The organism is Streptomyces sp. NPDC056883, assembly GCF_042788835.1.
In the GTDB taxonomy this organism is placed as follows: domain Bacteria; phylum Actinomycetota; class Actinomycetes; order Streptomycetales; family Streptomycetaceae; genus Streptomyces; species Streptomyces stoeckheimensis.
This window is the reverse complement of record NZ_JBHUBS010000013.1, coordinates 31,346-54,218: the sequence shown is the minus strand read 5'-3', so window position 1 is coordinate 54,218 and position 22,873 is coordinate 31,346. Positions and strand designations below refer to the sequence as shown.

Genomic DNA, 22,873 nt, shown 5'->3' with positions numbered 1-22,873 from the left:
CCTTCTAGCGTCTTCTGCGTGAAGATCGGTGTACAGGTGAAGCTGATGCCGGATGCCGCGCAGGCATCCGCGCTGTCAGCGACCTTGCGCGTCGTCAACGAACGGGCCAACTGGGTGTCCGCCGTCGCGTTCGAGCACGGTGTACCGCGTGAGTACGAACTGCGGAAGCACACCTACTCCGAGCTGAAGGCCTCCGGTCTCGGGGCGCAAGTCGCGCAGCACACGATCAAGAAGGTGCGCGACGCGTACACCACGCTGAAAGCGAACCTCCGGGCCGGGAATCTCGGCAGGCCCGGATCGAAGCGCCGGGTGAAGACGGAGTCGAAACCAGTCATGTTCCGGCCGGAGGCGGCTCAGCCATTCGACGACCGGTGCCTGTCCTGGCAGTACCACGCACGGACCGTCAGTATCTGGACCACGGCGGGACGGCTCAAGAACGTCCGCTTCGCCTGCTCCGCGAACGCGCTCAAGATGCTCTGCGAGTACCGCAAGGGCGAGTCGGACCTGATCGAACGCGGCGGCGTGTTCTACCTGGTCGCGGTGTGTGAAATCTCCGAGGCTCCGGTCAACGAGAACCCGTCCGGGTTCATCGGTGTGGACCTCGGGATCGTCAACATCGCCACCACATCCACCGGCTACCGGGCTGCCGGGCGCGGTGTGAACCGGCACCGCAAGCGGCAGCAGGATCTGCGCACGAAGCTGCAGGCCAAGGGGACCAAGTCCGCGAAGCGGCGCCTGAAGCTCCGCGGCCGCAAAGAGTCGCGGCACGTCGCGAACATCAACCACGTCATCTCGAAGAAGATCGTCACCACCGCTGAACGCACCGGACGCGGTATCGCCCTGGAAGACCTGACGGGCATCCGCGACCGGGTACGGCTCCGCAAGGACCAGCGGACACAACTGCATGCGTGGAGCTTCCACCAGCTCGGCCAGTTCATCGCCTACAAGGCGCTGCGGGCCGGGGTGCCGCTGGTGTACGTCGATCCGGCGTACACCAGCCAGCAATGCTCCCAGTGCGGCCACATCGACCGGAAGAACCGAGTCGATCAAGCAACGTTCGCGTGCCGCGCCTGTGGCGTCATCATGCACGCGGACGACAACGCGTCCCACAACATCAACCGCAAGGGTGAAGCCGTGTGGACTGCGGGGCGTGAGTCACGCGTCCCAGCCACCCCATAGGTGGCCTGGACGGAGGAGGCCACACCACAGCCAGTGGCGCCCTACCTCCAAGCCCGGGTCTTCAGGACCGGGTCAAGTTGACGTCCCCGCCGGTCAGGGCCACGCGGGACACCGCGTCGGAGACCGGGGCGCTGCGGTACCGGTCGCCGGCCGTCATGTCGACGGTGAGCAGGAACTGCCCGCCTAGTCGGCAGCGATGTCTTGAGGCTGAAGCTGCCCGTGAGGAGCGGGAGCTGCTGATCGGGCTGCTCGGGCGGTGCGCGGGCGTCCTCGACGCGCTGAAGTGAGCCGGGGCGAGGTGCGCGGAATCCGGATCATGATTTTGCGCTGATTTGGAACTTTCCGGGGGATTCACACATCAGGACTAGGGGGATCCCAGTCCCTTCTGTCCCACCGGGGGGCAGTCATGACCGTTCGGAGCGAAGTTCGTGCACCAGGACCCGCAGCGCCCGCGGCCCGATGACCAGCCGTACCAGCCCTACCCGCAGGACCAGTCGTACCGGTACGACCCTTCGTACCGGCAGGAGCAGCCGTACGTCCCCCCGCACATACCCGAGCCCCCGCGGCGCTCCGGCCGCACCCGGTCCCGCCGCGTGCTGTGGACCAGCGCGGCCGTCGCGTTCGTGCTCGTCCTCGGCGGCGGTGGCTTCGCCGCCTGGAAGCTGGACTGGTTCTCCGGCGACGGCTCCTCGGTGAGCTTCGGCAAGACCCCGCCCCCGGCCGACGCGGGGGCGCAGGGGAACCCGGGCCAGACCCCCGCGAGCCCGCCCGCGCCGACCGGCGACCCGGACGTACAGCCGGCGACCGGCCCGGTCTCCGAGTTCAAGCAGACCACCAAGCTCGACGACGGCACGATCATCGCCAAGACCCGCCTCAAGGGAGCCAAGTCCGGCTTCGAGGGCGACGTCTGGGTGTGGACGCCGAAGGAGTACGCGGACCCGAAGTACGCCAAGAGCGGCTTCCCGGTGCTCATCGCGCTCCCCGGCGGCAACGGCTACCCGGCCAACTACTGGGCCGACCGCAGCCTCGGCCTCCAGAAGGCCATCAGCGAGGGCGTCCAGGCCGGCACCAGCCTCCCGTTCATCGTGATCATGCCGGTGCTCAACCCGGACGCGAAGTACTACTACGACGGCTCCGACATACCCGGGCAGCCCAAGATGGGCACCTGGATCGCCGAGGACGTCCCGGACTTCACCCGCGCCAACTTCCGTACGTACAAGTCCCGCGACGGCTGGGCCTTCATGGGCTCCTCCTCCGGCGCCTTCGTCGGCATGAAGCAGGTCCTCCAGCACCCGGACAAGTTCAAGGCCGTGATCGCGAGCGGCGGCGAGATCGTCCCCGACTCCCCGCTCTGGAAGGGCCACCAGGCGGAGATGGACGCGAACAACCCCGAGAAGCTCGCCCAGAAGCTGATCGACACGGGCGGTCCCGAGGTCTACATCAACTTCCAGATCGGGACCAAGGAGAGCGGCAAGGAGCGCATGACGCAGTTCCAGCAGAAGTACGCCAAGGGCCCGGTCAAGATGACCGTCCGGGACATCCAGAACGGCGAGCACAACGGCTGGCACTACGTGCGCGGCATGAAGGAAGGCTCACTGGAATGGGTCAGCAAGGTCCTGAAGGGTCCGAAGCCCGAAACGAGCTGACCCGCGTGACCCGCGTGGCCCTCGACACGTCCACCCGTCCCGGGCAACCCATCCGGTCGTTCATACCTCTGTTATGGATGTAAGGGGGACCAAACGGTCCAACCCACGCTCCCAAGGGGCGCCGGAGAAGGAACGGGAACGATCCGTGCACCAAGACCTGCAGGGTGACAGGGCCGCCACCACCGGGGACGGCGCGACCACGACCGGGAGCGCCGCCACGACCGGCGGCGCCTCCGGGACCGGGACCGGCGGCGCCGCCGGTCCCGGGGCCGGCCGCCCCAAGCGCCGGCTGCGCCTGACCCTGATCGGCGGGGGGCTCGGGCTCACCCTCCTGGCGGGCGGCGGGGCGGCCGCGTACCACTACGGCCTCTTCTCGGACATAGGCGATCCCGTCTCCTTCGGGAAGTCCAAGACCGCGGCCTCCACCGCCGCCGACACCGGGTCCGCACCCGGCGTACGCATGCCCACCGGGCCGAAGGCCGAGTTCGTCCGGACCTCCCGGCTGCCGGACGGCACCCAGATCGCCAAGACCACCCTGACGGGCAAGAAGTCCGGGTTCACGGGCGACGTCTGGGTGTGGGTGCCGAAGGAGTACGACGACCCGGCGTACGCCGACAGCGCCTTCCCGGTCCTGATCTCCCTGCCCGGCGGCCGCGGCTACCCCACGAACTACTGGGGGACGGGCCCCGGCCTCGGCCTCCAGCAGGCCGTGAGCGACGGGGCGAAGTCCGGCAAGAGCCTGCCCTTCATCCTGGTCATGCCGGTGCACAACGCCGACACCAAGCACCACTTCGACGCCTCGGACATCCCCGGAGAGCCCAAGATGGGCACCTGGATGGTCGAAGACGTCCCGGATTTCACGAAGGCCAATTTCCGGACCTTCACCTCCCGCGACGGGTGGGCCTACATGGGCTCCTCGGCGGGCGGATTCGGCGCCTTCAAGCACGTCCTGAAGTACCCCGACCGCTTCAAGGCGGCCATCGCGAGCGGGGTCGACATCGTCCCCGATTCCCCGCTGTGGAAGGGAAACACGCAGGCCATGGACGAGAACAACCCCGAGAAGCTCGCCGCGAAGCTGATCGCGGCGGGCGGCCCGGACGTCTACGTGAACTTCCAGATCGGCACCAAGGAATCCGGCCGGGAGAAGGCCGAGCGGTTCATGAAGGACTACGGCAAGGGTCCCGTGCACACCACGCTGCAGGTGATCCAGGATGGTGAGCACAACGGGAAGTCCTACGTACGCGGGATGAGGGAGGGCGCACTGGAGTGGATCAGCAAGGTGATGTCCGCACCCACCCCGAAGCCCCGGCCGGCCCCGAGCGGCGGCGCGAACGGCGCCGCCCCGCGGTGAGCACCGGGCTCAAGGGGATCGTCTCGGCCGCCCTCGCGGGGGCCGTCGCGCTGCTCGCCGTGGTGTTCGTCAGGGACTCCGGCGGCTACGAGGAACGCGGCGCGCTCCCCTTCCCCACCGTCGGCGTGCTCATGGCCAACGGCGAGCACTGGTGCACGGCCAGCGTCGTCGACAGCCCGCGGGGCAACGTCGTCGCCACCGCCGCGCACTGCGTGGCCCCCGCCGGCGAGGACGGGCGGCCGGGCGAGGCCGCGCACGACGGGCTGGCCATCGGCGAGCTGGCCTTCGCCCCCGCCTTCTCCGGGGAGGGCTCCGGGCGGCGGCCGCTCGGCGTGTGGAAGGTGCGCTCCGTCCAGGTCGACGAGCGCTGGACGAAGTGGGGCGAGGACACCGCCGACTTCGCCTTCCTCAGCGTCGAACCGGACGCGGACGGGCGCAGCCTGCAAGAGGTCGTCGGACGCGGCGAGGCCCCGAAGCCCGTGTGGACCTCCGGCTACGAGCGGGAGGTGACCGTCGTCGGCTATCCGCAGTCCGAGCACAACCCCGAGAACAAGCCCGTCGCCTGTACGACGCAGAGCCGGCACGACGAGGACGACCCCGCGATGCTCTACATCAACTGCTCGGGGTTCTGGACGGGGACGAGCGGCAGCCCGTGGATCGCCGACCGCGGCGGGCCGGGGCGGCCGGGCCAGCTCATCGGGGTGCTGAGCGGCGGGGACACGGACGTGGACTCCACGGCCGCCCTGTTCGACGACCGCGCGAAGGCCCTGTACGAGCGGGCGGCGAAGCAGGGCGGCTGACGCGGCCCGGCCGCGCACGGACACGGAACGCGGCCGGTCCCGCGGAACCGGGGGCGGGAGCCCCCGGCCGCGCACGGTCAACGCCCACCCGGCCCGCGCTCCACCGCGCCGGTCGGCGCGGACCCCCTCCGGGCGGCCGCGCGCCGGCGCAGGACCATGCCGCCGAGCCGCACGGCCGCGTTGACCAGCCCGATGATCCCGGTGGCTGCTGCACCCACGTCTGCCAGTCGTCCACGGTGACGCCCCTCTCGCGATGACGGGCCGATCTGCCCGCTGAATCAAGGGTGTTGGCGCCCGGACGGCGGGGAAGGAAGTGGCGACGAAACGCGTACGCGAGGGCCGCGGCACGTCCGGCGGCGGGGTCGTGACCAGCACAGACGTCCGGCCACGGCGATCCGCTGCGCGTACGGTCCGCGAACGCCGGGCCGACGGGAGGACCGGGCGGGGGTCCGGGCGAGGAGGGGCGCACATGGCGACGTTCGGGAAAGAGCACTGGCCGTCCGACGGGCCCTTCCGTGCGCTGCTCGAATACCTGGACGACATCCACCGGGTGGCCGGCCGGCCCTCCTTCACGGACCTGGGCCGGCAGGTCGGGCTGGCCGCGAGCACGCTCTCACCGTTCTTCACCGGACGTCGCCTGATCTCCCAGGGGAACCTCCACCTCGTGGTGGAGGCCCTCGATGGCGACCCGGCCAAGGCCGAACGCCTCCGCAAGCAGGCCGCAGCCGCCCGCGCCGACGCACCGCCGCGCCCGGCCCCGGGCCGGATGCCTCCCGTCGACCCCCTGCGCACGTACCTCGAAGGCCTCCTCCCCGCACTGGAGCACTGGGCCCGGCACGAAGGGCGCCCGCGCTACGTGCCCGAGGGCCTCGACCTCTTCGCCCTCCCGCGCTCCGTCCGCGTACGCCACGCCGCGGACCCCACCCCCGTGGCCTGGTCCGAGGCCGCCGGAAAGTACCGCCACCTCGTCGTCCTGGGCGACGCGGGGATGGGCAAGTCCTGGCTGATCCGCTCGGAGACCGCACGGCGCGCCCGTACGGCCCTGGACGCACTGGGGGAGGGGACCGATCCCGCTCCACCGGAGATCCCCGTGCCCCTACGCGCCGACGAACTCGCCGCCCTGCCCCACGACCGCCTCGTCGAAGCCCTCGTGGACCGCCTCTCCGTCTGGCATCCGGTGCCCGCCTCCCTACGGGACACCCTCGCCGCCCTGCTGGCCGAAGGCCGGGCCACCCTTCTCGTGGACGCCCTCGACGAACTGCCCGGACGCGCGGAGCGGGGCCGGGTGGACCACCTGCTGTCCCTCTGGAGCGAGCGGATCGGCGGCGGCCTGCTGGTGACCAGCAGGGTGGCCGGCTACACGGGGCCGCCGACCTCGTCCCGTTCGACGGTGGAGGCCCAGCTCCTGCCGCTGGGCCGCGCGGAGGTCGACAGGTTGATCGACCTGTGGGGGCTGTCCGCCCCGGCCGCGGCCGCCCTGCGGGAGCGCGTGGCCAACGACGCCGCCGTCGCGGCCCTGGTCGAGGCGCCCCTCATGGCGGCCCTGCTGTGCGGTCTGGCCGAAGAGGGAGACGACCTCCCCGCGCAGCCGTCCGCCGTGCTGGAGCGGGTGGTGCGCCGGTTCCTGGGCGCCGAGAACCGCTGGCCGACGACCCCGGTGGTCGAACCGGCCGAGGTGGACCGCCTGATCAGCGTGCTGGCACCCCTGGCCCACGCCTTCGCCTCGGACCCCGAGGGCTGGCGGGACCGCATGTCGGGCCAGCGCATCCTCACGGTGCTGCGGGGCCACTCCCGGGAACTGGCGGGGGCCGGCTACGACCCGGCGGGCGCGCTGAGGCTGTTCTCCGTCGAGGCGGGCATGCTGGCCCCCGCCGCCGACCACCGCCCCGGCGCGGACGTGCCGTACCTCTTCGTGCACCGGTACTTCGCCGTGTTCCTCGTCGCGGTACACCTGTCGGAGCTGCCGGCGGGGGAGCTCATCGAGGCGCTGACCGACGATCGCTGCCTGGACCCCGACTGGCGGACGGCCATGGGCATGGCAGGCGGCATCCTCGCCCGCCAGAACCGGCCGGCCACCGTGATGCGGATGGTCGAGCACCTGCTGCACCGCCCCCTGGACCCCTTCCATGGCGCGCTGTTCGTCGCCCTCCGGATCCTCGGGGAGCTGCCCGACCACCGTTCCGTCCCGCCCCACCTAGCGACCGAGGCAGCCCGCCGGGTCACGGACCTGCTCATACCGGAATCGGAGCGGACGGAAACCGTCGACTTCCTGCGCAGATGGCTGCCCAACCTGCCCCCCGTCGTCACCGCCGAGGTGCTGGACCTGGCCCGCACCTCGGACGACCCCCGGGTGACCGCTGCGGCCCTGCACGGTCTGTCCATGGTGAGGACCGACGAGGTCGAGGCGTTCCTGGTCGAAATCGTCGTACCCGGCACCCCGCTCCAGGATGCCTGGAGGACCCTGGCCGGACGAGACGGAGAAAGGGTGGCCCGGGCTCTGCTGGAAGGTGTTCTCAGCCCGGACGCAACCGTCACCGGGCCGGGGGACGCTCTGGCCACCGGTGCTGTGGACCTCGTACTGCCGGAAGTCCTGGATCTGCTGGAGCATCCGGCGATACCGGTACGGCTCAACGCCGTGTGCGCTCTTCGTCACCGCCACACCGACGACAGGGTGCTGACGGGGCTCGTCAAGGCGGCCACCCTCGATGAGGACATAGCGGTACGCATGACGGCGGCGGAGATCCTTGCGACGGGACAGGACCCGCGGGCCTTCGAAGCCCTGCGTGCACTGACCGCCGACCCCACCACCGTGCTGGCCCACTTGGCCGCGGATCTTCTCGACGCAGCCACTCCGTCCGCCGGTCCGGAGCCTGTGAAGCACGACACCGACGGCCGCAAGGACGACCCGCCGGGCCGCGACGCCTACGCCCTTCTCGCCTCGGTCACCGGCAACGACAACCCGACCGCCGCTGCCGTTCGGCTCCGAGGCACGGATGATCCGGCCATTGTGCGCGAGTTGCTCGTCCTGCTGTCCGATGACCGGCCCACCATCGTGCGGGCAGCAGCCCTCGCCCTCGGCGAGACCCTCACCCCGGAAGTCACCCAAGCCCTGCTCGGCCTGATTGCGCACCCCGACCCCGACCTTCGCGCTGCGGCCCTTGGGAGCGTCGGCATGCCACACGAGGCCCGCCGTCCCGGAGGTGCCCTTGCCGCCAGACTCCCAAGCCTGCTGGCCGATCCAGACCCCAGGGTCAGGCACACGGGGCTGACCTTGTTGCCCGACCGGCCGGGCGATCCCGCCCTCTTCGCCCCGGTCGCTGAGCTCCTCGACGACGAGGACTATTCAGTCCGGACCCGCGCCCAGAAGGTGCTGGCGTCATGGCCACCCACCCTGACCCTCGACCTGATCGCAGATCGGGCAGATACCGCTCGCCCCACCGTGCTCCTGCCGCTCTACTCCGTCGCTCGACAACTCGTCCCCGCCTCCTGGAACGCGGTGCCCGAGGAGCGCCGAGCGAATCTGCTGCGACGTCTGGCAGAACTCACGCGCACCGCGGCCGAGGCCGGATCCGCGCCACTGGCGGAACCCGAGGTCGAGGGCTTCGGGACACCGGACGAGACCGTCCTCATCCAACTCCAGACGACCAACAGCTACGGGGAAGCAGTCTTCGCTTATGTCCAGTTGCCGCACTTCCGTGTTCCCTGTCTCCTGATGACCCTCGCGCGAGGCACGAGGTTCATGCCGAGCGATTTCGGCGCGGTACTGGCCGCCGGTCTCGGGGAGCCGGACGCGGAGCTCCACGCCGAAATGGGCGGCAACCTCTTTTCCGTCTCCTTCGACAAGGACGAGTGACGACTCAGCCCCGCCGCTCCGTGCTGACGATCACGCACACCGCCGCCACGACGATCGCACCGCCGAGCACGATCGGCCACGTCAGCGCCTCGTCGAGGATGAGCCAGCCGAGGGCGACGGCCACGACCGGATTCACGTAGGCGTACGTGGCCACGAGCGAGAGCGGAGCCGCGCGCAGCAGCCACACGTACGCGGTGAAGCCGACGAGGGAGCCGAACAGCACGAGGTAGCCGAGGGCCAGCCAGGACCTGGTGGAGTACGAGGTGAGGTCCAGCCCGTGCTGTTCGCCGCGGCACAGGCCGACGACGATCCCGCCGATGCCGCCCGCGAGCATCTGGTACGCGCTGCCGGTGAAGGGGTTCGCGGGCAGGGTCAGCTTCGCCGCCGAGAAGGAGCCGAGCGACCAGCACACGGAGCCGGCCAGCACCAGGAGCACCCCGCCGAGCGCGATCTCCCCGCCGAGCCCCGGACTGGTCAGGACGGCGAGCCCGCCGAGGCCCAGCAGCACCCCGGCCACGGTGCGGGGGGAGGGGCGGTCGCCGGAGCCGGCGCGCAGGACGACCAGCCACATCGGGACGGCGGCCACCAGGAGGGCGGCGAGCCCGGAGGGGATCGAGGTCTCGGCGAGGACGACGAGGCCGTTGCCGCCGAGCACCAGCAGCAGCCCGACCAGGACGGCCGCGCGCACCTGGGCGCCGGTGGCCTTGAGGGCGGCCGGGCCGTCGCGCCAGGCGACGATGGCGGCCAGGAGGAGTCCGGCGGTGATGAAGCGGGCCCCGGCGGAGAGGAACGGGGGCATGGTCTCGACGACGATCCGGATGCCGAGGTAGGTCGAACCCCAGACGACGTAGACGAGGGCGAGGGCGATCCAGACACGGGCCGTTGGGGTGCGCATGACGCGGAGCCTATGTCGTTGGCCCTTGCACCCATCGAGGGGTCCCCGGACCGGGCCGCTCCGGTCAGGCCGCCGGCGCCGCCAGGCCCGTCTTGGCGCCCGCGCCGCAGAGCGGGACGACCGCGGTGCGGCCCCGGAGGGGGTCGTCGGGTGCGGTGGGCCCGACCGCGGCCCAGCAGGCGGCGGCCGTGGGCTCCACGAAGAGCCCGCGCCGGGCCAGGTCGAGCTGGGATGCGCGGACCTGCTCGTCGGTGACGGTCAGGAAGGTACCGCCGGACGCGCGGACGGCCGCCAGGATCTGGCGGGCCCGCGGCGGAGCCGGGATCGCGATCCCCTCGGCCAGGGTGGGGAGTTGGGGGACGGCTTCGGCGTTCTCGGCGCCCGCGTGGAAGGCGGAGGCCAGCGGGGCGACGGCCGCGGACTGGACGGCGATCAGTGTCGGCGGGCGGACCCCGCGCCGGGTCAGCTCCTCCACCGCCAGCGCGGCCCCGAGCAGCAGCGTGCCGTTGCCGACCGGGACGACGATCACCTCGGGCAGGTGGCCGCCCAGCGCCTCCCAGATCTCGTAGACGTACGTCTTGGTGCCGTGCAGGAAGTACGGGTTGAAGACGTGGCTGGCGTAGAACACCCCCGGCAGGTCGGCCGCCTCGCGGGCCGCCACCGCCGCCGCCTCGCGTCCGCCCGGCACCACCGTCACCGTCGCGCCGTGCGCGCGCATCTGCTCCGTCTTCTTCGCCGAGGTGCCCTCCGGCACGAAGACCTCGCAGCTCAGCCCGGCCCGTGCGCAGTAGGCCGCGAAGGCCGTACCGGCGTTGCCGCTGCTGTCGGCCACCACCCGCTCGGGCCCCAGCCGGCGCGCGACCTCCGCGAGCATCACCGCGCCGCGGTCCTTGAAGGACAGCGTGGGCATCAGGAAGTCGAGCTTGGCGTGCACCCGCTCCGACAGGGGCACCAGCGGGGTGTTCCCCTCCGCCAGCGTGACGGCGAAGGCCCCCGTCAGCGGCAGTGCGGAGCCGTAGCGCCAGAGCGAGTGGGGCCCGGCCGCGGGATCCAGCACGGCGGCCGGGTCGGGGGCGAAGTCGAGGTCCCACGGGCCGGCACAGAGCGGGCAGCACCACGGAGCCGTCCGGGCGTCGGCACGGGTGCCGTCTTCGGAGCAGACGTAGCCGGGTAGTGCGTGCGTCATGTGCGGTGAGCCTTTGCTCGTTCATGGCCGAGGTATGGCACGGATGTTACGCGTTCGTTGTCCTCTTGTGGTGGAGCGACTCCGTGGGTCAACCTTTCGTCAGCGGCGCATCGTTGGGCCGAATTGATTGTCATGAGCATGGCTAAAAGTCATGCCCTGACGACAGGTCCGACGGCCGCGCACCCCCCGCAGCGCACCACCTATGAGGAGGACCCCTCACATGTCCGCGACGCGTCACACCCGCCGGAAGATCACCGGCATCGGAGCGACCGCCACACTGGCCCTCGCCCTCGGAGCCGCACTCGCGTTACCCGCCTCGGCGGCCCCGCTCGCCCCGCAGGGCGTCATCGAGAACGCCGGCGCGGAGGGCACCATCTCCGGCAGCTACATCGTGACCCTGAACGACTCCGCCGCCCGCTCCACGGCCGACAGCGGCAAGGCCGTGGCCAAGCGGTACGGCGCGAGGATCGACCGGACCTACAGCGCGGCCCTCAACGGCTACTCCATCGAGGTCTCCGAGGCGCAGGCCAAGAAGCTGGCGGCCGACCCCGCCGTCAAGTCGGTCGTGCAGAACCGGGTGTTCACCGTCGACACCACCCAGCCGAACCCGCCGTCCTGGGGCCTGGACCGGATCGACCAGGCGGCCCTGCCGCTGAACCAGAGCTACACCTACCCGGACAAGGCCGGCGAGGGCGTGACGGCGTACATCATCGACACGGGCGTCCGGAAGACCCACCAGGACCTCGGCGGCCGCGCCTCCGACGGCTTCGACGCCATCGACAACGACAACACCGCCCAGGACGGCCACGGCCACGGCACGCACGTCGCCGGCACCGTCGCGGGCACCTCGTACGGCGTGGCCAAGAAGGCCAAGATCGTCGGCGTGCGCGTGCTCGACAACAACGGCTCCGGTACGACCGCCCAGGTCGTCGCCGGCATCGACTGGGTGACCCGCAACGCCGTCAAGCCGGCCGTGGCGAACATGTCCCTCGGCGGCGGCGCGGACTCCGCGCTGGACACCGCGGTGCGCAACTCCATAGCCAGCGGCATCACGTACGGGGTCGCGGCGGGCAACGAGTCCACCAACGCGAACACCAAGTCCCCGGCCCGCGTGACCGAGGCCATCACCGTCGGCGCCACCACCAACACCGACGCCAAGGCGAGCTACTCCAACTACGGCGCCGTCCTGGACCTCTTCGCCCCCGGCTCCAACATCACCTCCTCGTGGGGCACCGGCGACACCGCCACGAACACCATCTCCGGCACCTCGATGGCGACCCCGCACGTGGTCGGCGCCGCCGCCCTCTACCTCGCGGCCAACCCGACGGCCACCCCGGCCCAGGTCTCCACGGCCCTGGTGAACGCGGCCACGCCGAACGTCGTGACCAGCCCCGGCACCGGCTCCCCGAACCGGCTGCTCAACATCGGCAACTCCACCACCCCGCCGAACCCGGGCACCCGCTTCGAGAACACCGCCGACTACGCGATCGCCGACAACGCCACCGTCGATTCGCCGATCACCGTCAGCGGGATCTCCGGCAACGCCCCGGCCACGCTGAGCGTCTCGGTCGACATCAAGCACACCTACATCGGTGACCTGAAGGTCGACCTGGTCGCCCCCGACGGCACCCTGTACAACCTGCACAACCGCTCCGGCGGCAGCGCGGACAACATCATCAAGTCCGTCACGGTCAACGCCTCCTCCGAGGTGGCCAACGGCGTGTGGAAGCTCCGGGTCAACGACAACGCGAACATCGACACCGGAAAGATCGACTCCTGGGCGCTCCAGTTCTGAGCCCCACGTTCTGACCCGGGCGCGGCAGTGACGCGATGAACCCGGCGGGGGCGGCCGTTTCGACGCCCCCCCCCGCTGCGTACCATTCGCGCATTCGTTCGCCTCCCTCCTGGAGTCCCGTGAGCACGCAGCCCCCGCACCAGTGGCCCGCCCCGCCCCCGCAGGGGTACGCGTACGGGCCGCGCCCGCTCAACGGCTTCGCGCTCGCCTCCCTGCTCGTCGGGCTGCTCTGCTTCCCGCCGCTCGGCATCGTCTTCGCGATCGTGGCCCTCGTGCAGGTCGGGAAGAACGGTGAACGGGGCAAGGCGCTCGCCGTCTGGGGGCTGGTGGTGTCGCTGGTGATGAGCCTCGTCGTCGCCGTCGCCGTCCCCGTGCTCGGACGGGCCCTGGACACCCTCGACGAACGGAGCGGCTCCCGGCGCGCGGCGCAGCTCCGCGAGGACGTGGAGGGCACGCTCGTCGACGCCTCGGAACTGCGCGTCGGGCACTGCTTCAACGTCGCCGGCGGTGACCTGCTCGCCGAGGCGCCCCTCGTGTTCCGGATCGACTGCACCGAGATCCACGACGCGGAGGTCACCTCCGCGACCTCGATGAGCGAGCCGGGCTTCCCCGGGGCGGAGCGGATGAGGAACATCGTCTCGGAGGAGTGCTGGAGCGCGCAGGACGCGTACGCCATGGACACCTGGGCCCTGCCGGCCTACGCGGAGCTGTACTACTTCGCCCCCTCGCGCCGCAGCTGGAGCGACGGGGACCGGCGGATCGTGTGCGTGATCGGCACCCCGGACCGGGAGCACCGCGGCAGCCTGCGCAACGATGCGGGCAAGCTGACGCCCGAGCAGGTGGCTTTCCTGAAGGTCATGAAGGAGGTGGACGAGGCGCTGGGGAAGCAGCCGGACGAAGAGGTGGCCGACGCGCTGCAGGCCTACAACGGCTGGGCGTGGACGATGGATGCGGCACTGGGCGCCGAGTCGCGGTTCCTGGACACGGTGAAGGAGCGGCCCGAACTGGCCGGTCCGGCCGGGGTGCAGCGGGAGCGGCTGGAGGTCGCACGGCTCGCGTGGCAGCAGGCGGAGCGGGCGAAGACCGAGGACGCGTTCCTGGACGCGTGGGACCGGGCGACCGCCGCGCTGCCGGTCGAGCTGGAGAAGGCGCTGCGCGGGGCGTACGGCCTGTCGACGACGGTGCCCGAGTGGCTGGAGGGACCCGAGGGGGACGAGGGGCGCGAGGGGGGCGGGTCGGGTCCTCCGCCCGGCACCTCACCCGGTCCCGCCCGGAGCCCTTCCCGGGAGTCCGCGTAACGCGTGTGACGCGTGGGTTTGAGTGACCTGGCTTCATCACTTCGGGTGAAACTCTGGCCCTTGCTTGCGATGGACAACCGTCGGTTGCCAGGGTGTAGCTGTCTGTCAACCTGATGGGAGTGGCCTGTGACTTTCGGCGAGCAGCCGGCCTATCTGCGCGTCGCCGGGGATCTGCGACGGAAGATCGTCGATGGGTCCCTGCCTCCGCACGCCCGGCTCCCTTCGCAGGCCCGGATCCGTGAGGAGTACGGGGTCTCCGACACGGTGGCCCTGGAGGCGCGCAAGGTCCTCATGGCGGAGGGGCTGGTCGAGGGCCGGTCCGGATCCGGCACCTACGTGCGCGAGCAACCCGTCCCGCGGCGCGTCGCCCGCTCCGGCTACCGCACCGGCGGGGTCTCGACCCCCTTCCGGCAGGAACAGGCGGATGCGGGCGCGCGCGGCACCTGGGACTCCAGCAGCGAACAGGCCGCCGCCCCGGCCGACATCGCGAAGCGGCTCGGCATCGAGCCGGGCGAGCGGGTGATGCGGACGCGGTACGTCTACCGCGACGCGGGCGAGGCGATGATGCTGTCGACCTCCTGGGAGCCGCTCGCCGTGACCGGCCGGAGCCCGGTGATGCTGCCGGAGGAGGGCCCCCTGGGCGGGTCCGGGGTGGTGGACCGGATGGCCGCGATCGACGTGGTCGTGGACAACGTGGTCGAGGAGGTCGGCGCGCGGCCCGGCCTCGCGGAGGAGAACATGCAGCTCGGCGGGGTGCCGGGGCATGTGGTGCTGGTGATCGGGCGCACGTACTTCGCGTCCGGCCGCGCCGTGGAAACGGCAGACGTCGTCATCCCGGCCGACCGCTACCGCCTGGCGTACCACCTGCCGGTGAGGTGAACCCGGGGGGCGTGCGGTGGCCCGGGCGGGCGGCGGCCCCGGGGCGCGCGGCCCCATGCACCGTGCGGCGCCGCTGCCGGGGACCAGTCCCCGGACCCCTGCTCCTCAAACGCCGGAGGGGCTGGATTTGCCCGGCGCCAGCCCGTACGTGGCCGTTGGCCGGCTGGATTGCCCGCAGGGCAGTCCGGGAGCGCAGCGCCGGGCGCCGGCCCGCCGCTACGCCCGGCGGCACTGCCCGTACATGCGGCTGACACCGGCGACGATCCAGCCCCTCCGGCGACAACCCAGCCCCTCCCCCCAGCCCCTCCGGCGTTTGAGGAGCGGGGGTCCGGGGGCGGAGCCCCCGGCAACGGCGCCGCACCGGAACGCGGACAGGGGGTCGCGGGGCTTTAACCCCGTCGTCACGTGGGGTCCGGGGGCGTAACCCCCGGGCAATGCCCAAGGGTGACGGGCCGTCACATGCCGGGCCTACCTTCCGGCGGTATGACCGATACCGCCACCCCGGCCACGGCCCCCGCGGCGCAGCCACCCCGCCGGAGCTACGCCAAACTCGCCGCCGACGAGAGCCGCGAGGACTACTCGCTCAGGTACGCGCCCCACTCCTTCCGCCGCTGGGGCCCCGGCACCGTCGCCGGCACCGCCCTCGGCGGCATCGCCTACCTCGCCGACTTCGCCATCGGTGCCTCCATCGTCTTCGCCTACGGCTTCACCAGCGGGGCCGCCGCGATCCTGGCGGCCGCCGTCGTCATCTTCCTGACCGGCATCCCCATCGCCCGCGCCTGCGCCACGTACGGCCTGGACATGGACCTGGTCACCCGAGGTGCGGGCTTCGGGTACTTCGGCTCCACCCTCACCTCCCTCATCTACGCCTCGTTCACCTTCATCTTCTTCGCGCTCGAAGGCTCGATCATGGCCCAGGCCATGCACCAGGCCGTCGGACTGCCCGTGGAGATCGGGTACCTGATCACCACGCTCATCGTCATCCCGATCGTCTTCAAGGGCATGGGCGCCCTCGCCAAGGTGCAGGCGTGGACCCAGCCGATCTGGCTGATCGGGCTGGTCCTGCCCTTCCTCGTGCTCGCCTTCGAGGCCCCCGACGCCTGGGGCGCCTTCGCGCACTTCGGCGGGACGGAAGGAGCCGGCTCCGGCTTCTCCTGGATCGGCTTCGGCTTCGGCACCGGCATCGCGCTCTCGCTCATCGCGCAGATCGGCGAGCAGGCCGACTACCTGCGGTTCATGCCCGCCAAGACCCCGGCCAACGGCCGCCGCTGGAACCTCGCCGTGCTCGCCGCCGGCCCCGGCTGGGTGATCATCGGCGCCGCCAAGCAGCTCGGCGGCGCCTTCCTCGCCTTCGTCGCCCTGGAGGCCGTCGGCAAGACCCACGCGCTGGAGCCGATCGCCCCGCAACTGGAGGCGCTGCGCCCCTGGCTCGGCGGTCTCGCCCTGCCCGTCGCCGCCCTGTTCGTCATCGTGTCCCAGATCAAGATCAACGTCACGAACGCCTACAGCGGCTCGCTGTCCTGGTCGAACTTCTTCTCCCGGGTCACCCACCGCCACCCCGGCCGCGTCTGGTACATCTTCCTCAACCTCGGCATCGCGCTGACGCTGATGGAGCTCAACATGTTCGCGATGCTCGGCAAGTTGCTGGGCTTCTACTCCAACGTCGGCATCGCCTGGATCGTCGCCGTCGCCGCGGACCTCGTGATCAACAAGCGGCTCGGGCTCAGCCCGCCGTACATCGAGTTCAAGCGGGCCTACCTCTACTCGGTCAACCCGGCCGGCTTCGGCTCGATGGTGATCGCCTCCACCGTCTCGATCCTCGCCTTCTTCGGCCTTTTCGGGACATACGCGGAGGCCTTCTCCACCTTCATCGCGGCCGGACTCGCGCTCGTCCTCTGCCCGTTGATCGCCTGGGCGACGAAAGGGAAGTACTACCTGGCCAGGCCGAACACGGTCAACGGCCCGGACGTGGTGGTCGAGGACGTCACCGCCACGCACCTCTGCGCCGTCTGCGAGTCCGCGTACGAGCTCCCGGACATCGCCGACTGCCCCGTCGTCTCCGGCCCGATCTGCTCGCTCTGTTGTTCCCTCGACGCCACCTGCGGGGACGTGTGCCGCAAGGCGAGCCCGGGCGGAGCGGTGATCCTGCCGCTGCCGACCGTGCGCGGGCTCTGAACCGGCGCGCACGGCCCACTCGTACGCATGGCCGGATGCGTACGCCTGTGAGGTACCTCTTCGTGAAAAACCGTATCCGCTGAGTAAAGGTCGGGCGTACGCTCGGGCATATGCGCAATGCGGTTTCCCGGGCAGGCACGTCGGCGGAGGGTGAAACGCGATGAACGACAGCGGTGCCCTGCTCCCGTGGCTGGTCATACGTGAGGACGACAACGGCAACCGCTACCGGGTCGGCCGGTACTCCACCCGGGCCGAGGCCCAGAAGGTCGCCGACAGCCTCGAAAGCAGAGGGCACAAGCAGCTCTACTGGATCGAGCGGCTCGGCCAGGACAGCACCGCAGGCCGGACCGGCACGAGGAACTGAGCAGTGCGGCGCACCCGTCGCCGCTGCCATAGGCTCCGCCCATGACTGTACGAGTGGTCGTGGGCGGAGCCCTTTGTCATGAGGGGCGCCTGCTGGCCGCCCGCCGGAGCGCGCCCCCGGAGCTCGCCGGCCGCTGGGAGCTCCCCGGCGGCAAGGCCGAGCCGGGTGAATCCGTACCCGAGGCGCTCGTGCGCGAGCTGCGCGAGGAGCTCGGCGTGGAGACCGAGGCGCTGGAGCGGATCCCGGGGGAGTGGCCGCTGAAGCCCGGCCTCGTCCTGCACGTGTGGACGGCCCGGCTGCTCTCGGGCGATCCGCTCCCGCTGGAGGACCACGACGAGCTGCGCTGGCTCCGGCCCGAGGAGCTGGACTCGGTGGACTGGCTCGACCAGGACCGCCCGGCCGTCGCCGAGGCGGGGCGCCGGCTGAGCGCGGCCGCCGGCTGAGCGCGTCCGCCGGCGTTGGCGAGGCTCGCGGCGTTCCGGGAGTACGCGGCGTCCCCGGAGTTCGCGGGGGCGCGTGACGCGCACGCGCTAGGCCGTCTGCGCCACAGTGCGCCGGTCGGTGGGGGGCCGAGTGGTACGACGCCGTGAATATCGGGTATGTCGCTATTAATCCCTATCTCGTACGTGTACCCGAGGTTCTGTTCCCCCTCGAACCGGACTGGGGTCGCCAGCCGGCCCGGGAAGTGATCGGCGTGATCGACACTGACGGTGAATGCGCCGAATGGGCCTTTCCCGCCGAACCGGGTGCCGTCCGCACCGCCCGCCACGCGGTGCGCGGCACCCTCCGCGACTGGGGTCTCGACGCCGTCGGTGATGTCACCGTCCTGCTGGTCAGCGAGCTGGTCACCAACTCCCTGAGGTACGCTTCCGGCCCCATCGGAGTCCGTCTCGTACGGCGCAATCCGGCCGTCGCCGACGCTCCCTCGGGTCCGGCGCTTCTCGTGGAGGTTTCGGATCCGCTTCCGGATCCACCCCGGGAGCGCGTCGCCAAACCGGACGACGAGGGGGGTCGCGGACTCCACCTGGTGGCCGTGTCGGCACAGCGCTGGGGGACCCGGCACGGGAAGTCGGGGAAGACCGTGTGGTTCGAATTGGCTCTTCCTGGTGAGTAACAAGGTGAGGGGCAGCCGACGATCACACGGCTTGGCTGGAAAACAACGGGATCTTTTTGTGATCGCGAAGGCCGTGTCGTAGAGCGCCGTGGTGCTGAATACTTCGGTCATGGCCGGTCCGGTTGCGGTGAGCTGGAGGGGACGGTCGCGTGAGCGAGATACCTGTACAGGCACATCAGGCCCGTGTGCCCGGGGAAGCGTCTGGGGAGACCTGGCGCGACTCCCTGTGGCACAGCAGCCCGCCTGGCTCGATATATGACTACATAAAGGTCGCTTCCTTCTCGATCGGGCCCGACGGGCTGATCGACCAGTGGAGTCTGCGCGCCGAGGAACTCTTCGGGCTGACCGCGGCCGAGGCCGTCGGCCGTGACCCCGTCGACGCCTTCATGCCCCCGGAGCTGCGCGCCGGCGCACACCGCCGAGTGGCCGAGATTCTCGACGGCAAGGAATGGACGGGCCTGATCCCCTTCCGGATCCCCGGCGGCGATGGTGCGCACGGGGTGGCTGAGATCTATGTGATGCCGACCCAGACCGAAGCCGCCGAGCGGGCCGCGCTCTGTGTCGTGGTCGACGTCCGTGCGCTGCGCCGGATCGAATCCGATCTGGCCGCCTCGCAGGCGATATTCGGCCAATCTCCCTTCGGATTCCTGCTCTTCGGCACGGACCTCACCGTGCAGCGGGCCAACCGCCGCTTCGCCACCGTCTTCGGCGGCGCCGCCGAGGAACACCGCGGCCGCACCGTCCACGACTACCTGCCCGCGCACGAGGCCGACCGGATGGCCGAAGCACTGCGCAGGGTCCTGGAGACCGGGGACTCGGTCAACGACCTCCAGATCACCGGCGCCGCCCCCGGCAGCCGGGACAACCGCCACTGGTCCATCAACCTCTACCGGGTCCACGGCGGCACCGGCCGCCCCATCGGAGTCGCCGGCATCGGCATCGACGTGACCCGCCGCCACCTCGCCGCCCGCGAGGCCGCCGGGGTCCGGCGCAACCTGGCCCTGCTGAACGAGGCCGGACACCGCATCGGCAACTCCCTCGACCTGGAGACCACCGCCCGCGAACTCCTCGACGTCACCGTCCCGGGCTTCTGCGACCTGGCCGCCGTCGACCTCTACCAGGGGCTGCTGCTCGGCGACGACGACCGCCCCGCCCGCCCGCAGGGCCCCGGCCTGCCGGCCCTGCCCGGCCAGGGCACGGGACGCGCGCCCTCGGCGCCGCTGCGGCGGGTGGCCTTCTCCTCGGCCGTGTCGGACGCGCCGCTGTCGGGTCCGGGCGCGCTGGTCTCCGTAGGGGAGGTGCACCGCTACCCGGCCGGCTCGCCGGGGGCGTTCGCCCTGCGCACGGCGCGGCCGCGGCTGGTGGAGGGCGGCGGGCCCGAGTCCGGGGACCTCGTACAGTCCACGCTCGTCGTCCCGCTGGTCGCCCACGACACGGTGGTCGGACTCGCCCAGTTCTCCCGCACCAAGGGCAGCGAGCCCTTCGGCGAACGCGACCGGGCGGTCGCGGTGGAGCTCGCCGCGCGGGCCGCCGTCTGCATCGACAACGCCCGGCTCTACCGGCGCGAACACGAACGCGCGCTGATACTCCAGCGCAGCCTGCTGCCCCCCGGCGACCCGGAGGCCGCCGGACTCGACATCGCCTGCCGCTACCTGCCGGGGAACGCCGCCACCGAGGTCGGCGGCGACTGGTTCGACGTCATCGAACTGCCTGGGCACCGCACGGCGCTGGTCGTCGGCGACGTCATGGGCCGCGGACTGCGGGCCGCCGTGGCCATGGGCGAACTGCGCACCGCCGTACGGACCCTCGCGCTGCTCGACCTGGAACCGGCCGAGGTGCTGACCGCGCTGGACGAGATCGCCCGGGGCCTCGGCGCGCCCGGCGGCTCCCAACAGGCCTCCCGGGCCGCACTGCACTCGCGGGACGCCGACCGCTCGGAGGTGTACCTCGCGACGTGCGTCTACGCCGTCTACGACCCGGTCACCCGCCGCTGCACCATCGCCAACGCCGGCCACATGCCGCCGGTGCTGGTGGAACCCGTGGAGGAGGGCGGCACGCCCCGCCCCGGACTGCTGCTGGAGATCCCCACCGGAATGCCCCTGGGCGTCGGCGGGGAACCCTTCGAGGAGGTCGAGGTCGAACTCCCCGAGGGCGCACTGCTCGCGCTCTACACCGACGGCCTCGTCGAATCCCGGACCCACCCCCTGGAGGAGGGCCTACGGGGCCTGCGCGACGCGCTGGCCGACCCCGCGCGCCCGCTGGAGGAGGTCTGCGACCACGTCCTGAACACGCTGGACACCCGGCACGGCGAGGACGACATCGCGCTGCTGATGGCCCGGGTCCAGGGCCTTCCGGTGGACGCCGTCGGCGACTGGCAGCTCCCGCGCGAGGCCCGGTCGGTGGGCCGGGCCCGCGAACTGGCCCGGGCCAAGCTGCCCGCGTGGGGCCTGGAAGGACTCCTGGACACGACGGAACTCCTGGTCAGCGAGCTCGTCACGAACGCCCTGCGGTACGGCGAGGGAGAGATCCGACTGCGCCTCCTGCTGGACCGGACCCTCGTCTGCGAGGTCTGGGACGCCAACCTGGTCCAGCCCCGCCGCCGCCGGGCCCGCGACACCGACGAGGGCGGCCGCGGCCTCCAACTGGTCGGCCTGCTCTCCGCCGGCTGGGGCACCCGCCGCACCCACCGCGGCAAGACGGTCTGGTTCGAGCTCCCGCTCCCGGGCGCGGTGGCCGAATCGGTGACGGAACTCTCGGCGGAACAACTGCTGAGCATGTACGGGTGAGCGCGTACGGGTGAGCGCGTAAGAGTGAGCGCGTAAGAGTGAGCGCGACCCGTCCGGGGCCGCGTCACACGGGGGAACGAACGGAAGAGCGAATGAGCGCGGGCAAGTGGCTGTGGACCGCACTGTGGCGGTACGTCGTGACCGCACTGGCGGGCGTGGGGGCCGTGGCGTGGGCGGTGGCCTCCATGGAGAAGGGGGCCGCCGGCGTCGAGTTCGCGATGGCGCTGCGGCTGGTGCTGATCCTGGTGCCCCTCCTCACGGTCGGGACCATGCTCGTCATCGTCCCGCTGGCCGGGCGCCGGTACGAGCCGCCGAGCGGCGGCCCGTTCAAGATCCGGGGCGGCTGGATGGTGCTGCTCGTCCTGGTCCCGGCGCTGCCGATGCTCCTGATCACACCGCACCTGTTCCTGATCCTGCTGGCCACCCAGCTGACCTACGTGACCGCCGTACTGCCCTACAGCGACGCCCGTGACACGGCGGACGTGCTGCGCTCGCTCACCGACCCGGAGGTCCCGGCGGAGCGACGGGTCGCGATCGCGCGTGCGGTCGGCTCGCTCCGCTCCAGGATCGTCGTCGAGGCCCTGATGGGCGCCGCCGCGGACCAGGACCCGGAGGTCTCCGAGGCCGCGCTGGAGACCCTCTACGGGATCTGGCGGCGGGACGGTGTCGTCGGCGAGGACCTCCTGCTGAGACTCCCCGAACAGGGCCGGGAACGGGTCCGCGCCCTGGGCGTCAAGATCCGCAGCCCTTGGTGAGACCCGGCTGCGGGCCGCCCCCGGAAGGGACGGCCCGCCACGTCGTGCCGGACCGTCAGGCGGCCCGGCCGGCCTTCAGGGCGGCCAGGCGGGCTTCGATCTCCGAGGTCTTGCCGAGGTCGTCCAGGGACTCGAACTGGGCGTCCAGGGAGGAGGCGGCCAGTTCCTGCTTGCCCAGGGCCATGGCCTCCTCGCGGCGGACCTTCTCCTCGAAGCGGTTGATGTCGCTGGTCGGGTCCAGTACGTCGATGTTCTTCACCGCGTCCATCATCGTGTTCTGCGCCTGCGCGGTCTTGGCCCGCGAGACCAGTTCGTCGCGCTTCGCCGTCAGCTCCGTCAGCTTGGTCTTCATCGAGTCCAGGCCGGCCTTCAGCTTGTCGACCACCTCGGTCTGGGCGGCGATCGTCGGCGCGGCCGTCTTCGCCTCCTTCTCCGACTGCATCTGGCGGCCGAGCGCGACCTTCGCGAGGTTGTCGAACTTGTCGGCGTCGGCCGCCGACCCGGACGCCCGCAGCTCGTCGGCCTTCTTGCTCGCCGCGAGGGCCTTGCCGCCCCACTCCGCGGCCGCGTCCACGTCCTCCTTGTAATCCGCCTCCAGCATCCGCAGGTTGCCGATGGTGGTGGCGACGGCCTGCTCCGCCTCGGAGATGTTGTTCGTGTAGTCGCGGATGAGCTGGTCCAGCATCTTCTGCGGGTCCTCCGCCTGGTCCAGCAGGGAGTTGATGTTGGCCTTGGCGAGCTGGGTGACGCGGCCGAGGATGCTCTGCTTGCTCATGTGGTCCGTCTCCTTGGGAAGG

Annotated in this window: 18 protein-coding genes; 14 read left to right on the top strand and 4 right to left on the bottom strand. The window is 71.4% G+C overall.

Annotated elements, in window-relative coordinates:
* The first annotated feature begins 18 nt into the window (after positions 1-18).
* The 4 genes from ACFRU2_RS27875 to ACFRU2_RS27860 all read left to right on the top strand — a co-directional run bounded on the left by ACFRU2_RS27875 (position 19) and on the right by ACFRU2_RS27860 (position 4,976).
* Positions 19-1,179: an RNA-guided endonuclease InsQ/TnpB family protein gene (locus tag ACFRU2_RS27875; protein ID WP_382976940.1), complete on the top strand. Its 1,161-nt coding sequence runs from the start codon at positions 19-21 to the stop codon at positions 1,177-1,179.
* A 428-nt stretch (positions 1,180-1,607) separates the two neighbouring features.
* On the top strand, positions 1,608-2,825 hold the full coding sequence (locus ACFRU2_RS27870; protein WP_382976937.1) for an alpha/beta hydrolase-fold protein: 1,218 nt from the start codon (positions 1,608-1,610) through the stop codon (positions 2,823-2,825).
* A 289-nt stretch (positions 2,826-3,114) separates the two neighbouring features.
* Positions 3,115-4,176: an alpha/beta hydrolase gene (locus ACFRU2_RS27865; protein ID WP_382977296.1), complete on the top strand. Its 1,062-nt coding sequence runs from the start codon at positions 3,115-3,117 to the stop codon at positions 4,174-4,176.
* A complete protein-coding gene (locus ACFRU2_RS27860; RefSeq protein ID WP_382976934.1) occupies positions 4,173-4,976 on the top strand; it encodes a trypsin-like serine peptidase in 804 nt (267 codons plus the stop codon). The genes ACFRU2_RS27865 and ACFRU2_RS27860 overlap by 4 nt, the downstream gene beginning before the upstream one ends.
* 77 nt (positions 4,977-5,053) lie before the next feature.
* On the opposite strand, the gene ACFRU2_RS27855 is transcribed toward ACFRU2_RS27860, so the two are convergent.
* Positions 5,054-5,194, bottom strand: coding sequence for a hypothetical protein (locus ACFRU2_RS27855; protein WP_382976931.1), 141 nt, complete (start codon positions 5,192-5,194; stop codon positions 5,054-5,056).
* Positions 5,195-5,445: 251 nt separating this feature from the next.
* On the opposite strand from ACFRU2_RS27855, the gene ACFRU2_RS27850 reads away from it, so the two are divergent.
* Positions 5,446-8,829: an NACHT domain-containing protein gene (locus tag ACFRU2_RS27850; protein ID WP_382976928.1), complete on the top strand. Its 3,384-nt coding sequence runs from the start codon at positions 5,446-5,448 to the stop codon at positions 8,827-8,829.
* Between the two features lie 4 nt (positions 8,830-8,833).
* Here the strand turns inward: ACFRU2_RS27850 and ACFRU2_RS27845 are convergent, their stop codons facing one another.
* Both ACFRU2_RS27845 and ACFRU2_RS27840 read right to left on the bottom strand, forming a co-directional pair.
* Complete coding sequence (locus ACFRU2_RS27845; RefSeq protein ID WP_382976925.1) at positions 8,834-9,724, bottom strand: EamA family transporter; 891 nt, start codon at positions 9,722-9,724, stop codon at positions 8,834-8,836.
* A 64-nt stretch (positions 9,725-9,788) separates the two neighbouring features.
* Positions 9,789-10,910: a threonine synthase gene (locus tag ACFRU2_RS27840; protein ID WP_382976922.1), complete on the bottom strand. Its 1,122-nt coding sequence runs from the start codon at positions 10,908-10,910 to the stop codon at positions 9,789-9,791.
* A gap of 220 nt (positions 10,911-11,130) precedes the next feature.
* On the opposite strand from ACFRU2_RS27840, the gene ACFRU2_RS27835 reads away from it, so the two are divergent.
* From ACFRU2_RS27835 to ACFRU2_RS27795, 9 genes are all read left to right on the top strand, one after another.
* Positions 11,131-12,705: a S8 family peptidase gene (locus ACFRU2_RS27835; protein WP_382976919.1), complete on the top strand. Its 1,575-nt coding sequence runs from the start codon at positions 11,131-11,133 to the stop codon at positions 12,703-12,705.
* A 119-nt stretch (positions 12,706-12,824) separates the two neighbouring features.
* The gene (locus tag ACFRU2_RS27830; RefSeq protein WP_382976916.1) at positions 12,825-14,003 is read left to right on the top strand and encodes a DUF4190 domain-containing protein; all 1,179 of its coding nucleotides are present in this window, start codon (positions 12,825-12,827) and stop codon (positions 14,001-14,003) included.
* A gap of 126 nt (positions 14,004-14,129) precedes the next feature.
* Positions 14,130-14,882: a GntR family transcriptional regulator gene (locus tag ACFRU2_RS27825; RefSeq protein ID WP_382976913.1), complete on the top strand. Its 753-nt coding sequence runs from the start codon at positions 14,130-14,132 to the stop codon at positions 14,880-14,882.
* Between the two features lie 483 nt (positions 14,883-15,365).
* A complete protein-coding gene (locus tag ACFRU2_RS27820) occupies positions 15,366-17,057 on the top strand; it encodes a purine-cytosine permease family protein (RefSeq protein ID WP_382976911.1) in 1,692 nt (563 codons plus the stop codon).
* A 160-nt stretch (positions 17,058-17,217) separates the two neighbouring features.
* Positions 17,218-17,421, top strand: a complete 204-nt coding sequence (locus ACFRU2_RS27815) for an SPOR domain-containing protein (RefSeq protein WP_254382854.1) — start codon at positions 17,218-17,220, stop codon at positions 17,419-17,421.
* A 41-nt stretch (positions 17,422-17,462) separates the two neighbouring features.
* Positions 17,463-17,864 carry a (deoxy)nucleoside triphosphate pyrophosphohydrolase gene (locus ACFRU2_RS27810; RefSeq protein WP_382976909.1) on the top strand — a complete coding sequence of 134 codons (402 nt, stop codon included), beginning with the start codon at positions 17,463-17,465 and terminating at the stop codon, positions 17,862-17,864.
* A 242-nt stretch (positions 17,865-18,106) separates the two neighbouring features.
* Entirely contained in the window at positions 18,107-18,535 is a 429-nt protein-coding gene (locus tag ACFRU2_RS27805; RefSeq protein WP_375948101.1) for an ATP-binding protein, read from the top strand.
* 185 nt (positions 18,536-18,720) lie between these two features.
* On the top strand, positions 18,721-21,321 hold the full coding sequence (locus ACFRU2_RS27800) for a SpoIIE family protein phosphatase (protein ID WP_382977294.1): 2,601 nt from the start codon (positions 18,721-18,723) through the stop codon (positions 21,319-21,321).
* A gap of 92 nt (positions 21,322-21,413) precedes the next feature.
* Positions 21,414-22,076 carry a hypothetical protein gene (locus tag ACFRU2_RS27795; protein WP_382976906.1) on the top strand — a complete coding sequence of 221 codons (663 nt, stop codon included), beginning with the start codon at positions 21,414-21,416 and terminating at the stop codon, positions 22,074-22,076.
* Positions 22,077-22,131: 55 nt separating this feature from the next.
* Here ACFRU2_RS27795 and ACFRU2_RS27790 read toward each other — a convergent pair whose 3' ends face one another.
* On the bottom strand, positions 22,132-22,851 hold the full coding sequence (locus ACFRU2_RS27790) for a PspA/IM30 family protein (RefSeq protein ID WP_382976903.1): 720 nt from the start codon (positions 22,849-22,851) through the stop codon (positions 22,132-22,134).
* Between the last annotated feature and the right edge of the window lie 22 nt (positions 22,852-22,873).

What these genes read in the sequence shown, in the direction of transcription:
- ACFRU2_RS27845 (WP_382976925.1), bottom strand. Translation starts at nt 9,724, where the DNA reads ATGCGCACCCCAACGGCCCGTGTCTGGATCGCCCTCGCCCTCGTCTAC.
- ACFRU2_RS27835 (WP_382976919.1), top strand. Translation starts at nt 11,131, where the DNA reads ATGTCCGCGACGCGTCACACCCGCCGGAAGATCACCGGCATCGGAGCG.
- ACFRU2_RS27850 (WP_382976928.1), top strand. Translation starts at nt 5,446, where the DNA reads ATGGCGACGTTCGGGAAAGAGCACTGGCCGTCCGACGGGCCCTTCCGT.
- ACFRU2_RS27790 (WP_382976903.1), bottom strand. Translation starts at nt 22,851, where the DNA reads ATGAGCAAGCAGAGCATCCTCGGCCGCGTCACCCAGCTCGCCAAGGCC.
- ACFRU2_RS27840 (WP_382976922.1), bottom strand. Translation starts at nt 10,910, where the DNA reads ATGACGCACGCACTACCCGGCTACGTCTGCTCCGAAGACGGCACCCGT.
- ACFRU2_RS27795 (WP_382976906.1), top strand. Translation starts at nt 21,414, where the DNA reads ATGAGCGCGGGCAAGTGGCTGTGGACCGCACTGTGGCGGTACGTCGTG.
- ACFRU2_RS27820 (WP_382976911.1), top strand. Translation starts at nt 15,366, where the DNA reads ATGACCGATACCGCCACCCCGGCCACGGCCCCCGCGGCGCAGCCACCC.
- ACFRU2_RS27815 (WP_254382854.1), top strand. Translation starts at nt 17,218, where the DNA reads ATGAACGACAGCGGTGCCCTGCTCCCGTGGCTGGTCATACGTGAGGAC.
- ACFRU2_RS27810 (WP_382976909.1), top strand. Translation starts at nt 17,463, where the DNA reads ATGACTGTACGAGTGGTCGTGGGCGGAGCCCTTTGTCATGAGGGGCGC.